Raw genomic sequence first — 12,337 nt, 5'->3', positions numbered from 1 at the left:
ACCACTCTCTTGATTTTCACCCCCCCCCCTTCCCCCGTAACCCCCGGGGGGGGGGCCCCCCCCCGGGGGGGGGGGGGGCCCCCCCCCCGGGGGGGGGGGGCCGGGGGGGCCCCCCCCCCGGGGGCCCCCCCCCCCGCCGACGCGAGAGGGCGGCTGGGGCCGCGCGGTGTGCCGGCACCGAATCAGGCGCGCGTTCCCGCCCCGAGCCGTCGCAGGTCAGCGGAAGACGTGCGGGTTGAACCCGTACGCGTTGATGACCTGGATGATCTGCCAGCCGCTGTCCCATTGGTAGAACCGGTGGCCGTCGTAGCGGTACCGGTGGCCGTGGTCGTTGCTGTACCAGTAGCTGCCCTGGCGCTCCCAGGAGCGGTGGCCGTCCCAGCGGCTCGTGTGCCCGCTGCCGTAGCCGCCGTAGCGGTCGAAGCGGTCGCCCTCGTGGTCGCGGACCTGGAAGGCCGCCGGGGAGACGGAGACGGTGGTGTCGCGGTGGACGGCCTGAACCGGTGCGGCCGAGGCGGTGCCGCCGGCGAGCAGCAGCCCACCGAGCGTCGCGGCGAGCGCGGCGGCCGCGGTGGCGGCCCGGCGTCCGACGGACTTGTTCATGATCTTTCCTCCTTGATCGGCCCGGAGCCATGGGTTGATGGCTCCGGGCGGTGCCCCGCTGTGGTGGGGCAAGAACGACGCTACGGGAGAAATGTTGAAACTTGTACATACCGCCCTGTGGGGTACGTCATGCCCACCGGGACGGCGAGGCGAGGAATAACGGGCGGGGCAACCGCGCTGCCCGTGGCCTCCCGCGTCTTCACCGGGCAGCAGGCCCTGCCGCACACCCTCCCGAGGTCCTCGCCACCATCCCCGCCTTCCACCCCCCCGTGGAATCCGTGGAACGGCATCGACCCCGACCTGGCCGCCCTGGTCGACAAGCAGGCACAAGAACGCCGAGCCGGACCGCCTGGAGCGCCAGGCCTGCCACGCCGGCCGCCCCGCCCGATCGTCCTCGCCCTGCCCACCGGCCGACGACCCGTGGTGGGCAGTCCGGCTCGTCCACACCAGGCGCCGGCCCGAGCAGGACCGGGACGCCGGGAAAGCCCCTGAACTCTGGCCCAGCGTCCGCGCCTGACGGTTAATCTTCCGTGCATGCACATCACTGGCGCTCCGGAAGATTTCGACCGAGAGATCCGAGCAACCAGCAGCGACGTCGTATACAAGAACCGCTGGATGACCGTCCGCGAGGACAAGACGATTCGCCAGGACGGCTCGACCGGGATTTTCGGCGTGGTGGAGAAGCCCGATTTCGCGCTGATCGTTCCTTATGCCGACGGTGGATTCCACCTCGTCCAGCAGTACCGGTACCCGGTGGAGGGACGCTACTGGGAGTTCCCACAGGGCTCGTGGGAGGAGCGCCCCGACGCAGATCCGCTGGACCTCGCCCGGGGTGAACTCGCGGAGGAGACGGGGCTCACTGCCGCAGCGATGACACGGCTCGGGTATCTGTACGAGGCCTACGGATACTGCAACCAAGGCGTCCACATCATTCTCGCCACCGGCTTGACCAGCGGAGAGGCCGACCCGGAAGAGACGGAGGCCGGCATGATCAGCCGCTGGTTCAGCGAGGACGAAGTGTGGCGATTGATCGAGGGCGGAGAGCTCCGCGACGCCCCGTCGGTTGCCGCACTCGGCCTGTTCCAGCGCTGCCGCGGCGAACTCGACGTCTGACCGGTCGGGGCCGGGCCGTGGCAGTCCGGCCCGTGAGTGGGTGGGGCGGTGTCAGCGGGACGGGTGGCAGCGGACTGGTCGAGGGCGAGGGGTCGTCGGGCCGGTCTTCTGCCGGTCGAGGTCAGGGATCTCGGCTGTCATGCGGTGAACAAGTCGCTGTCATGGCCTGCGAGTTGAGCCTGCCGGCTCTGACAGCGGGTGTCACCGGCGACCGATACCTTGCGTCAACCCGTGCGACACGACATGAATCCGACCTGAAGGAGTGCCCATCATGACGCCCGAAACGGCCCCGGCGACCGACCTCGACGGGTGGGACGCCGCGCTGGCCGGTGCCTTCGCGATACTGCTCGGCGGAGAACCGGCCGCCGACCCCGCCGCCGGATACGGGGTGTACTACGCCTCGGACTCCCTCGACGAGTTCCTGTTCCCGAACCCCTGGGCCACCCCCGACGCGCTGTCGGGCCGGGAGCCGAGGCACCTTCCGGATCCGGACGGCGCGTACCCCTTCTCCCCCTGGACATGGCGGTTCGACCTGGGCGGGTCGCTGTTCCGCTTCGACGCCGACCTCCTGACGGGAAAGGGACCGTGGGGCGACGGCGGGCACAAGGGCCCCCGGCCGTTCGACGACACCTTCGTCTCCGACCTGCGGGCCGTCTCGACGGTCGACGAGTCCGGTGAGGCGCTGGTGCGCGGCACGGAGTTGGGACCGCTCCTGGGCCGCCACGGGGTCGACCTCACCACCGGGGAGTCCACGAAGCTGAACGGCTGGCTGACCGTGCTGCTGCGCGTCGCGACCGACGGCACTCTCGCCGATGCGATGCGGGCCGCCACGTTCACCGAGCGCGGCCCCGAACACCTGGTGTCGATCCACGACCTGTCGGGCGCCGGCTGCGCCGACGAGCCCTGGGAGGACAGGCTGGGCGTGGTCGCGCATCCCACGCTGCGCGACCATCTCCGCATGCTCTGCCGCACCGAGGAGGCCGCGCGCAGCGAGGGCGGCTTCTACTACGGCACCGACCACTGGCCGTGGAGCGATGTCCTCGAAGCGGTCGGCTGCTCCCTTGTCGCGGGCTGGGGGTTCGGCGAGTCCCAGGCCGGTACCGCCGTCGTGCGGTTGCCGGACGCCCCAGGCGCCCGCTGAGCACGCCGCTTCGCCGTCGGCGCCCCTTCCCGTTGTCGGACCCCTCGCCCCCGCACCACCGTCCGCCTCGACGCCCATCTGCGCCGTCATGCTCTGCCACGGCCGCCTCCGGCCCGGTTCCACCACACGGGCGCAGGCCGCCGGCTGTGCCGCTCGGCGTCGTGGCCGGCGGTGCAGGCGAGGCGGCCGGCGGGCCGGTACACCCAGGCGTCGGTGGCGGTGTCGGCCGCGGTACGGAAGGCGCGCCATCCCTCCTGTCACCGTGATCAGCCGGCAGAGGACCCCTCAACCAGCGACAGGGCTTCCGAAGCTGAACGGGAGCCCGTTCTCGCGGACAGAGCGATGCAACCCTTGCGGCGGCGCGGTGGTGAGTAGGGCAGAGCGATGGTCCGGTCGGGTCGTCGCGTGGACGCGAAGAGGAATCGGATGACCACGAGCGTATGGCACACCCCGGTGGAGGATCCGCCCCGGCCCGTCACAACATCGGCTTCCGCGGGCGGCCCGGGCCTGCGGGAGCTTGACTTCGAGGGGTTCGCCGCCACGCGCTGGCGGCGGCTGGTGCGCACTGCCTACCTGCTCACAGGCGACCACCACGAGGCCGAGGACGTGGTGCAGGCGACTTTCGCGAAGGTCTTCAGGAACTGGTCCCGGATCAGCCGCCTGGAAGAGCCGGACGCCTATGTCCACCGGGCCCTGGTGAACAACAACCTGAGCCGACACCGGCGGCGCCGGGTCAGGCAACTGCTCATGCCCGTCCTTCCCGATCGGGCGTACACCGCGGGCGGTGGCCACCGCGACATCGAGGAGCGCTCGGCGCTGCTCCAGGCGCTGGCGGAGCTGCCACAGCGCCAGCGGGCCGTGGTCGTCCTGCGCTACTGGGAGGACATGAGCGAGGGCCAGGTCGCCGAAGTGCTCGGCTGCTCGCTGGGCAACGTGAAGAGTCAGGCCAGCCGAGGCCTGGCGAAACTGCGCGGACACCCGGCACTGGCCTCGTACTCGGCGGGCACCGGTTCAACGATCGACGACACGGACGGAGGCAACAGGTGATGGACACCGAGGACATGGTGCGCGGCGCTCTGCGGGATGAGGCGGCCCGGGTCGCGGTGGCGGACTGGTCTGCCGGGCCCGTGTGGGTTCAGGTGCGCCGGCAGCGGCGGGGGCGCCGGATGGCGATGGGCGCATCCGCGGTGGTGGCCGCACTCGCGGTGGTGGCCGGTACGGGTGCGGCACTGTCCGCGCAGCGCGGGGGCCGGGCCGCCGGGCCGGCCTCGCAGACTCTGCTGGTCCCGGTCGGGCCGGCTCCCGAGGCCGTGGTGGTGGAGCCAGGCCAGCAACTGCCGTTGGGCCGCCAGGACTGGTGGATGCAGCTGAAGGACCAGGAGATCTGCATCCACGACGCCCCCGCCTACAAAAGCGGTTCGGGGTGCAGCGGGCATTCCTGGGCGGGAAGCACTACCGAGATCACCATGCAGTACTACGGGGCCCCCCGGCAGTACCAGGAGGGTCTGTACAACCTCGTCTACCACGGGCCCGGGCAGGTGGCCCGGATGACCATCGAGCTGGACGGCCAGGCGTACTGGGCCACCGTCGCCTCGCTTCCCGGCAACCCGGGTTACGCCAGCGGCTATGTCTGGGGGCCCAGCCTCAAGGCCTCCGGTGATTCGAAGGCATACCCGCCCGAGGGCATCAAGCTCGCCGCGTACGACGCCCAGGGGAGGGTACTGGCCAGCAAAACGCTGTCGTCCTGAATCAGACCGGCATCGCGGTCGAGGCGCCGGTCGCAGACGAGCACCGCGGCCGCGTACTCGGCCAGGCGCCGGCGGCCGGCCCGGACACCCACCCTGCCGCAGTCGCCGCGATCCCCACGGCGGCCGCGAACGCCTCACGCCGGGACGTCCGCCCGCCTGCGCGGCTCGGCCCCGGTCTGCCGATGCCGGCCGGTTCCCGCTCGGTACCGGCGGGCGGGCGCAGCGGTGGGGGCCGTCAGCGCTGCGCCCGGTGCTGTCGTCCAGCCGAGCCCCACGGCCTGCCCGGACCGGCCCGGAACCTGTCCGGCACCAGCGAGCACGGGCGACCCGCCCTCGGCTAACCTCCCCCCTCGTGGACGATCACCCCGAACCCTCGACCCTGCGCGTCTTCGTGGCCCTGGCTCCGCCCGACGACGCCAAGGACGAACTGGCCCGGGCCCTGCAGCCCACCTACGCCAGGTACCCGCGGCTGCGGTGGAACCGGATCGAGGACTGGCACATCACCCTGGCCTTCCTCGGCGAACAGCCGTCCACGGCGGTGCCGCTGCTGCGGTCGGCGCTGGCCGCCCCGGCCGCGTCGCATCCCGCCCTGCACCTGGGCCTGCGGGGCGGCGGCCACTTCGATCAGCGGCTGCTGTGGAGCGGGATCGACGGGGATCTGGAGGGACTGCACCAGCTCGCCGCCGACGTCCGGGACCTGATCAGGTCCTGCGGAATCGAGTTCAGGGACCGGCCGCTGCGTCCCCATCTGACGCTGGCACGGTCCCGCCGTGACGACCCCGTCAGCGTGCCGCAGGCCGCGGCCGGGCTCACCGGATTCGTGGGCCGGCCGTGGCGGGCCGAACGTCTCCACCTCGTCGGCAGCAACATCGGCCGTGGCCCCGGGCCGATCCGCTATCGCGACATCGAGGCGTGGCGGTTCGGCGCCGCCGTCCAGGCCCGCGGCGGCGGCGCTCTCACCGAGCCGTAGCCCGCGGGCGAGCACCTGCGAGGGGCGGGAAGTCGGCGCCGTGCCGGAGGCCGCCACCGGGTCTGGGCCGACCGCCGTCTGTCCCAGCCGGGCGAGGCGGACCGGGCGGGCGAACCGGACTCGTTCGAGGTGGTCTCGAAGCCCCCGCCCGCGAGCTTCTCCCACAGTGCCCGGAGCGGGAGGGGACCTCGGGTCGCTGATTCTGCCCAGGCCGACCAATCGACAGCGGCTCGCCGCGTTGGTGACCGTGCCGGGCGATCCGTGGTGGGAGGCCCGGCGGCAGCACGCCCGCGACCACCCCGATCGCAAGGCGTAGGGCTGCACGGCCCGGCTTCTCATGCGGGGTGGGCCGGTGGTTCGCTGAAGATCCCTTGAATGGGCGATGCCGGGCCGCGGCGCCGCCTGTGATGCTGGTCGTGACTGCGTGGCCTTCGGCACGGCCCCGCCCGTGACCCGGAAGCGAGGACCTCATGAGCATGATGCGCGCGGTACGCGCTCACCGGCGCGGAGGCCCCGAAGAACTGGTCTACGAGAGTGCGCCGCGTCCCGAGCCAGGGCCCGGTGAGGTCGTCGTCGCGGTCCGGGCCGCCTCCATCACCGCGGGAGAGCTCGCCTGGGACGCCACCTGGACCGACAGCTTCGACGGTTCCGGGCGGGACCGGACGCCCGTCATCCCCGCGCACGAGGCGTCCGGCGTCGTGGTCGAGCACGGGGCCGGTGTCACGGCTCCGGCCTTGGGCGCCGAGGTGTACGGATTGATTCCGTTCCTGCAGGACGGGGCCGCCGCCGAGTACGTCGGCGTGCCGGCCGGGATCCTCGCCGCCAAGCCGGCCCGACTGGACCACCGCAGTGCGGCGGCCGTCCCGCTGGCGGCGCTCACGGTATGGCAGGCCCTGGTCGACCACGCCCACCTGGAGCCCGGCCGGCACGTCCTCGTCCACGGCGGCGCCGGAGGCGTCGGCTCGTTCGCCGTCCAGATCGCCACCGCACTGGGCGCAAGGGTCACCGCCACCGCCTCGGCCCGCGACGCCGAATTCGTCGCCGGCCTCGGCGCCCAGGACGTCATCGACTACGCAGGCGGCCGGTTCGAGGACCACGTGGCCGACGTGGACGTCGTCTTCGACACGGTGGGCGGCGACACCCAGACCCGGTCGTGGGCCGTGCTGCGCCCGGGCGGCGTCCTGGTCAGCATCGTCGAGCCACCCGACCCCAGCGCGGCCCGGGACCCCGCCGCACGTGGCGTGTTCTTCATCGTCGAACCGGACCGTGACGGGCTCGACGCCATCAGCGAGTTGATCACGAGCGGACGGCTGCTCCCGCAGGTCGACCGGGTCGTCCCGCTCGCGCAGACGCGCGCCGCGTACGAGGCCCTGGAGAACGAACACCAGCGCGGCAAGGTCGTCATCCAGGTCGCGGACGGATAGCCGACCGCAGCCCAGCCGGTGACCTCCGGCTGGGCCACGCTGTCAGGCCCACACCGCCGGTAGCCGGGGCAACTGCCCGGTGGCGGAACTGCGCACCGTCCAGACACGGCTCCCGGCGTTGCTGGAGCAGTATGCCGACGGCCCGCCGAGCAGGACTTTCATCCCGGACAGGACCACCCAGCGGGCGATCCGCCTGCTCACGGCCCTCCTGGCCGTGCATCCCAGGGCCGCACGCCGCCACGTCCGCGGCTGTCGCCGGCCCGTCGGCCGCAAACTGCGCCGGGCGGTGGACTACCGGACGGAGGAGGAGTTCCGTCCCGCGCGCCTGGTCGAGAGGGAAGCGAAGCAGGCCCGTGTGGAAGCGGCGGATGCCCGGCGGCGAGCCGCGCGTGCGAGCCACGGAGGGGAGCAGCTCACCCCCGTCACCGGTGTGACCTGTTGGATCGGTCAGGCGTGGAATGGACTCTCATGCCATGTCGTCCGGACCTGTGGTCGGAGGTCCGGGCTCGCTGCCGGGCGCCGGCGGGTGCGAGACAGGGCAGAATGCTGGGCTGTGATGATCACCGCGCGTGAACTCAACCGGGCGACCCTCAGCCGTCAGCTGCTGCTGGAACGCGAGCCGCTGACCGTCCCCGACGGGATACGGCGCGTGGTCGCGCTCCAGGCGCAGCACCCGGCCTCGCCGTACGTTGCCCTGTGGAACCGGCTCACCGGTTTCGCCCCGGCCGAGCTCGACGCAGCCTTCACCGGGCGGTCGGTGGTCAAGGCGACCCTGATGCGGATCACCCTGCACGCCGTGCACGCCGAGGACTATCCGGTCTTCCGCGCGGCAGTGCAGCCCTTGCTGTACGCCTCCCGACTCGGCTCCCGCTTCGCTGCCGCCGGGCTGACCCCCGCGGACGCCGACGAGCTGGTGCCCGAGCTGCTGGCCTTTGCCTGCCAACCGCGGACCTCGGCAGAGATGCAGGCGTGGGCCGAGAAGCGTCTCGGCGCCGGGAAGAAGGACGGGGCATGGTGGGGGCTGAAGGCTTATGCGCCGCTGCACCATGCCCCGACGGATGCGCCCTGGTCGTTCGGCCCCCGGCCGTCCTTCGTCGCGGCCGGAACCGCGCCCGTGCCAGAGGACGGGGAGCACCAGGCCCTGCAGGCCCTGATCCTGCGCTATCTGGCGGGGTTCGGACCTGCGTCGGTCGCGGACGTGGCGCAATTCGCTCTGGTGCAACGGACGCACGTCCGCACGGCGCTCCGCGCTCTGGACGGCGCCGTCGAACAGTTCCAGGGGCCGGACGGCGACACGCTGTTCGATCTCCCGGGCGCCTCCCGGCCGTCCGCCGAAACCCCCGCTCCTCCCCGGCTCATGGCCATGTGGGACAGCATTCTGCTGGCCTACGCCGACCGCAGCCGGGTGATACCCCCGGCCTACCGCCCTCTGGTGATCCGGCGCAACGGCGACGTCCTGCCCACCCTGCTGGTGGACGGCCATGTCGCCGGCGTGTGGCGCCCCACGGGCGGCGGCATCGAGGCCACGGCCTTTCAGCCTCTGGCACCCGCCGTCTGGGACGGACTCGCTGAGGAGGCCCAGTCCCTGACTGCCCTCCTCAGCGACCGCGAGGCGGCTGTCTACGGCCGTTACCACCACTGGTGGGCAAAACTCCCCGAGGCCGAGGTACGGATGCTGTGACCAGCGATCCCCTCGCTCGGACTTCGGATGACACACGCTCAAGGCGCGCCCAGGACAACAGCCGTCGGGACCGGCCTTGCCGTCCGGGTGCCGGGGTACGAGTCAATATTACTCTTCGTGATCAGCCCCGTGACCTGTCTGGAGATCACTCACGCGACAGCAGGTGAATCCTCCGGACGGTCAATGCCACACACCTGCCCCCGCCCTGATGAGGTCGCCGACCACCTTCCGCCTCACCAGGTCCTGCCCGCCTGCTCCCGGATGGTGTGGTTGACCCGGTTGAAGAAGTTGGTCAGCGCTATCTCCAGAATGATCGCGTTCAGCTCTTCCTTGGTGAAGTGGTCAGCCGCCTCGTCCCAGATCGCGTCGGTCACCCCGGGCGCGCCGTCCTGGATCCGGGTGGCCGCCTCCGTCAGAGAGAGGGCAGCCCGCTCCTCGTCGGTGAAGAACGGCGTCTCGCGCCACGCGACCACGCTGTGCAGCCGCTCGTCCGTCTCGCCCGCCTTCTTCGCCCCCGCCACGCTCGCGTACACGCACGGCGCGCAGCTGTTGATCTGGCTGGCCCGCAGGTGGACGAGGGAGAGGAGGCGCTGGTCCACCCCGCCGGCGCCGATCGCCTTGTAGAGGTGCTTGATCGCGATCATCAGGTCGGGGTTGGGGGTGCCGGTCATGCGTGCTTCCATCAGTCCCGCTCCTTCATCGGTTACCGGTGCCCCTTCGGGCCCGTCATCACCTATGACGGAACGGATTCGAGAGAGGTAACACCATGACCGACACCCACCCGACCGACCCGGTGGCCCAGGCCTTCGAAACCCAGCGCGACCGGCTGCGCCGGGTCGCCTACCGGATGCTCGGCTCGCAGGCGGACGCCGAGGACGTGGTGCAGGAGGCATGGCTGCGCCTGTCCCGCCAGGACGCGGACGGCATCGACAACCTGGGCGGCTGGCTGACCACCGTGGTCGGCCGGCTCAGCCTGGACGTACTGCGCTCGCGCCAGGCCCGGCCCGAGGCCTCCTACGACGACCAGCTGGCCGAACTGGTCGTGGCCCTGGACGATGCGCCCGCCCCTGAGGAGGCTGCGGCGCTCGCCGACTCGGTCGGCCTGGCGCTGCTCGTGGTCCTGGACACGCTCAGCCCGAGCGAGCGGCTGGCCTTCGTCCTGCACGACCTGTTCGCCGTCCCGTTCGAGGAGATCGGCCGGATCCTCGACAAGTCCACCGCCGCCAGCAAGATGCTGGCCAGCCGGGCCCGCCGGAAGGTGCAGCGAACCGAGCGACCGGCAGTGGAAGCGGCGGTCGCACGGGAACAGCGGTCGGTGGTCGACGCCTTCCTGGCGGCGGCCCGCGGCGGGGACTTCGAGGGCCTGCTCCGGGTCCTCGACCCCGAGGTCCGCCTCAGTGCCGAGACCGCTGACGGAGTCTTCGTCACCCTGGGCGCCACCAAGGTCGCCGCCAGCGCCCAGTTCGCCGCCGGAGCCGCCACGCGAGGACGGGCGGCGATCGTCAACGGCCTGCCGGGGGTCGTCTCCTGGCGCGAGGACGGCACCCCGCTGTCGGTCCTCGCGTTCACCGTGGCGGACGGCCGGATCACCGACATCACCGCCGTGGTCCACCCCGCCAAGCTCGCCGCAGCGGTGGGCCACCTGGCCCCGTAGAAGTGCCCCGTGCACCTGGGGGTCGTACTCCAGCACGAAGTCGACCACTCGGCCACGCGTCGGGCGAGGATCTGATACCAGGGGCCTGTTCACACCGAGTGACATCCGCGGCCAGTTAGCCCCCCGCTAACTCGCCGCCCACGGGGAGTTTCGTTTCAGCCGGCCACCAACACCCGGCGGGAGCCACCAGCCCGGCCGGGTCCCCTACACAGCCCCGTTCCGCGTCCCAACACACCGCAGCCGACCAGCACCGACAGACCAGGTCACCGACGCCCATAAGGGAACCCGCCCACGCCGACACTTCCCATGCGACCCCTTGGACGGCACCAAAGCAGTACCTCGGGTGCCCCGTACGCCCGGAGGCCTCGCAGGCGGCCCCCATATGACCGGGTGAACCCAGATACCGCCGACCGGGTTACGGGACGCTGCACGTGCGTGGGGCCGATAGGGTCACCGGACCTGCCCGGGGGTGACACACTCTCAGCCATGCGTGATGATCAACCCGGCCGTCCGGCCCGTCGCCCGCTGGCCCAGCCGTTCTCCCACCAGGCGGCCGCGGTCGACCAGCCGCTCGGCGAGCGCCTCCTGCCGGTGCAGCACCTGGACCCCTTCACCGCTCCGGCACCGGCCACACCCGACACCCCGGCGCAGCCCGCCCGGCCCACCGCCCGGCGTGCTCTCGGACCCGGGGGACTCGCTCTCACCCCGGCCGAGTAGAACCGGCCGCGCCGGGCACACGCTGCCGTGCCTGCGCAATCGCCGCCTGCCGTCCCCGCGCACGCCGCCCATGCGCACGCGCATGGGCGGCCTGTGCATGCGCTGCGGTCGGCCGCACGCCACCGGTGCCGCCGTGCTGTCCGGGCGGCCGGATACTCTCCCGATCACGGAGACCGGAAACGACGCGTGGGGAATCAAGGTCACCTCGGGTATCGACGCGCGGCGAATTGAGGCAGGGCCGCGGGCGTTGGGCTGTGCCGAGTGTGGCGCCGAACTGCGCGCCCCGGGCCCGGCCGACGCCCGCTCTACTGCGGCCGTTCATGCTCCTCGAAGGCTTACCGGCGACGACTTCCACGTGGACACCCGCGCCGGCACCGTCACCTGCCCCACCGGCCACACCAAGGCCCTCGGCCGCCCCCTCACCAACGGCAACCGCCAGGCCCAGTTCAAGACCCTCTGCCGCACCTGCCCGCTGTGCGAGCGCTGCACCCGCTCCAAGACCGGTCGCACCTTCAACGTCCACCCCCGGTACGACCGCCTCAAAGCCGCCCGCCGGACCGCAACCGACCCCAACCGGCAAGCCGAATACCGCCGCTGGCGGCCACCGGTCGAACGAACCATCGCCTGGCTCACCGCCCGCGGCAACCGCCGCGTCCCCTACCGAGGCGTCCTGAAGGACAACACCTGGCTCCACAACCGCGCCGCCGCCCTCAACCTCCGCCGCCTGATCAACCTCGGACTCACCCGTAGAGGCCACACCTGGACCATCACCCCCGCACCCGCATAGCGCAGGAGGGGCTGTCCCCAACCGAAACAGCCCCTCCCACACAAGATCTTCAGCAAACTTCTAGTAGGGCTTTGTTAGGTACCCCAAGTGATCGTTGTCGGATAGGTTGTGATCTTCTTTCGGGTGTGACACCTGAGGAGATGGAGACGGTCCGCCCGCGCTTGGAGGCGTTCGCTGCGGAGATGCTCGGCTCGCTGGCCCGCCGGGATCAGCGGGCCAAGGGTGAGCTGTACCTGCGCGGGCTGATGCTGGACGGCAAGCGCAAGTCGATGCAGCCGATGGCCGAGCGCCTGGGCGTGGACCATCAGCAGCTCCAGCAGTTCGTCGCTTCCTCGACGTGGGACTGGGTCAAGGTCCGTGAGCGGCTGGCTCGTTGGACTGCCGCTCACATCTCCCCGCAGGCATATGCCATCGACGATGTGGGATTCCCCAAGGACGGCTACGACTCGCCGGGGGTGGCGCGGATGTACTGCGGTGCGCTGGGCAAACGCGGCAACTG

The 12,337-nt window shown here is 71.7% G+C and carries 13 protein-coding genes; 11 read left to right on the top strand and 2 right to left on the bottom strand.

Going from position 1 to position 12,337, the window contains the following annotated elements; all coding sequences use genetic code 11:
- Positions 1–216: 216 nt before the first annotated feature.
- Positions 217–603: a hypothetical protein gene (locus tag ACIRRH_RS41735; RefSeq protein ID WP_403078489.1), complete on the bottom strand. Its 387-nt coding sequence runs from the start codon at positions 601–603 to the stop codon at positions 217–219.
- Positions 604–1,137: 534 nt separating this feature from the next.
- Here ACIRRH_RS41735 and ACIRRH_RS41730 point away from each other — a divergent pair.
- The 7 genes from ACIRRH_RS41730 to ACIRRH_RS41700 all read left to right on the top strand — a co-directional run bounded on the left by ACIRRH_RS41730 (position 1,138) and on the right by ACIRRH_RS41700 (position 8,680).
- The gene (locus ACIRRH_RS41730) at positions 1,138–1,716 is read left to right on the top strand and encodes an NUDIX domain-containing protein (RefSeq protein WP_403078488.1); all 579 of its coding nucleotides are present in this window, start codon (positions 1,138–1,140) and stop codon (positions 1,714–1,716) included.
- 271 nt (positions 1,717–1,987) lie between these two features.
- The gene (locus ACIRRH_RS41725; RefSeq protein ID WP_403078486.1) at positions 1,988–2,857 is read left to right on the top strand and encodes a hypothetical protein; all 870 of its coding nucleotides are present in this window, start codon (positions 1,988–1,990) and stop codon (positions 2,855–2,857) included.
- Between the two features lie 426 nt (positions 2,858–3,283).
- Positions 3,284–3,904, top strand: coding sequence for a SigE family RNA polymerase sigma factor (locus ACIRRH_RS41720; protein ID WP_403078484.1), 621 nt, complete (start codon positions 3,284–3,286; stop codon positions 3,902–3,904).
- Entirely contained in the window at positions 3,904–4,605 is a 702-nt protein-coding gene (locus ACIRRH_RS41715; RefSeq protein ID WP_403078483.1) for a hypothetical protein, read from the top strand. The genes ACIRRH_RS41720 and ACIRRH_RS41715 overlap by 1 nt, the downstream gene beginning before the upstream one ends.
- Positions 4,606–4,957: 352 nt before the next feature.
- Entirely contained in the window at positions 4,958–5,575 is a 618-nt protein-coding gene (gene thpR / locus ACIRRH_RS41710; RefSeq protein ID WP_403078481.1) for an RNA 2',3'-cyclic phosphodiesterase, read from the top strand.
- Between the two features lie 470 nt (positions 5,576–6,045).
- A complete protein-coding gene (locus ACIRRH_RS41705; protein WP_403078480.1) occupies positions 6,046–6,999 on the top strand; it encodes an NADP-dependent oxidoreductase in 954 nt (317 codons plus the stop codon).
- 553 nt (positions 7,000–7,552) lie between these two features.
- Positions 7,553–8,680, top strand: a complete 1,128-nt coding sequence (locus ACIRRH_RS41700) for a winged helix DNA-binding domain-containing protein (RefSeq protein ID WP_403078503.1) — start codon at positions 7,553–7,555, stop codon at positions 8,678–8,680.
- A gap of 233 nt (positions 8,681–8,913) precedes the next feature.
- On the opposite strand, the gene ACIRRH_RS41695 is transcribed toward ACIRRH_RS41700, so the two are convergent.
- Positions 8,914–9,363, bottom strand: a complete 450-nt coding sequence (locus tag ACIRRH_RS41695; protein WP_403078478.1) for a carboxymuconolactone decarboxylase family protein — start codon at positions 9,361–9,363, stop codon at positions 8,914–8,916.
- Between the two features lie 83 nt (positions 9,364–9,446).
- Here ACIRRH_RS41695 and ACIRRH_RS41690 point away from each other — a divergent pair, with 83 nt between their 5' ends.
- From ACIRRH_RS41690 to ACIRRH_RS41675, 4 genes are all read left to right on the top strand, one after another.
- On the top strand, positions 9,447–10,334 hold the full coding sequence (locus ACIRRH_RS41690; protein ID WP_403078476.1) for a sigma-70 family RNA polymerase sigma factor: 888 nt from the start codon (positions 9,447–9,449) through the stop codon (positions 10,332–10,334).
- A 486-nt stretch (positions 10,335–10,820) separates the two neighbouring features.
- The gene (locus ACIRRH_RS41685) at positions 10,821–11,051 is read left to right on the top strand and encodes a hypothetical protein (RefSeq protein ID WP_403078475.1); all 231 of its coding nucleotides are present in this window, start codon (positions 10,821–10,823) and stop codon (positions 11,049–11,051) included.
- Positions 11,052–11,406: 355 nt separating this feature from the next.
- A complete protein-coding gene (locus ACIRRH_RS41680; RefSeq protein WP_403078474.1) occupies positions 11,407–11,838 on the top strand; it encodes a transposase in 432 nt (143 codons plus the stop codon).
- A 125-nt stretch (positions 11,839–11,963) separates the two neighbouring features.
- Positions 11,964–12,337: transposase (locus tag ACIRRH_RS41675; RefSeq protein WP_403078472.1), on the top strand; the 374-nt coding region annotated here is incomplete at its 3' end.

This window comes from Kitasatospora sp. NPDC101235 (genome assembly GCF_044767505.1).
Taxonomy (GTDB): Bacteria; Actinomycetota; Actinomycetes; order Streptomycetales; family Streptomycetaceae; genus Kitasatospora.
Note: the sequence above shows the minus strand (reverse complement) of the source record. Positions and strands in the feature narration are given on the sequence as shown.

Bases quoted from the DNA above. Each gene is read 5' to 3' on its own strand.
- ACIRRH_RS41735 (WP_403078489.1), bottom strand. From the start codon at position 603: ATGAACAAGTCCGTCGGACGCCGGGCCGCCACCGCGGCCGCCGCGCTC.
- ACIRRH_RS41730 (WP_403078488.1), top strand. From the start codon at position 1,138: ATGCACATCACTGGCGCTCCGGAAGATTTCGACCGAGAGATCCGAGCA.
- ACIRRH_RS41725 (WP_403078486.1), top strand. From the start codon at position 1,988: ATGACGCCCGAAACGGCCCCGGCGACCGACCTCGACGGGTGGGACGCC.
- ACIRRH_RS41720 (WP_403078484.1), top strand. From the start codon at position 3,284: ATGACCACGAGCGTATGGCACACCCCGGTGGAGGATCCGCCCCGGCCC.
- ACIRRH_RS41715 (WP_403078483.1), top strand. From the start codon at position 3,904: ATGGACACCGAGGACATGGTGCGCGGCGCTCTGCGGGATGAGGCGGCC.
- ACIRRH_RS41705 (WP_403078480.1), top strand. From the start codon at position 6,046: ATGAGCATGATGCGCGCGGTACGCGCTCACCGGCGCGGAGGCCCCGAA.
- ACIRRH_RS41695 (WP_403078478.1), bottom strand. From the start codon at position 9,363: ATGGAAGCACGCATGACCGGCACCCCCAACCCCGACCTGATGATCGCG.
- ACIRRH_RS41690 (WP_403078476.1), top strand. From the start codon at position 9,447: ATGACCGACACCCACCCGACCGACCCGGTGGCCCAGGCCTTCGAAACC.
- ACIRRH_RS41685 (WP_403078475.1), top strand. From the start codon at position 10,821: ATGCGTGATGATCAACCCGGCCGTCCGGCCCGTCGCCCGCTGGCCCAG.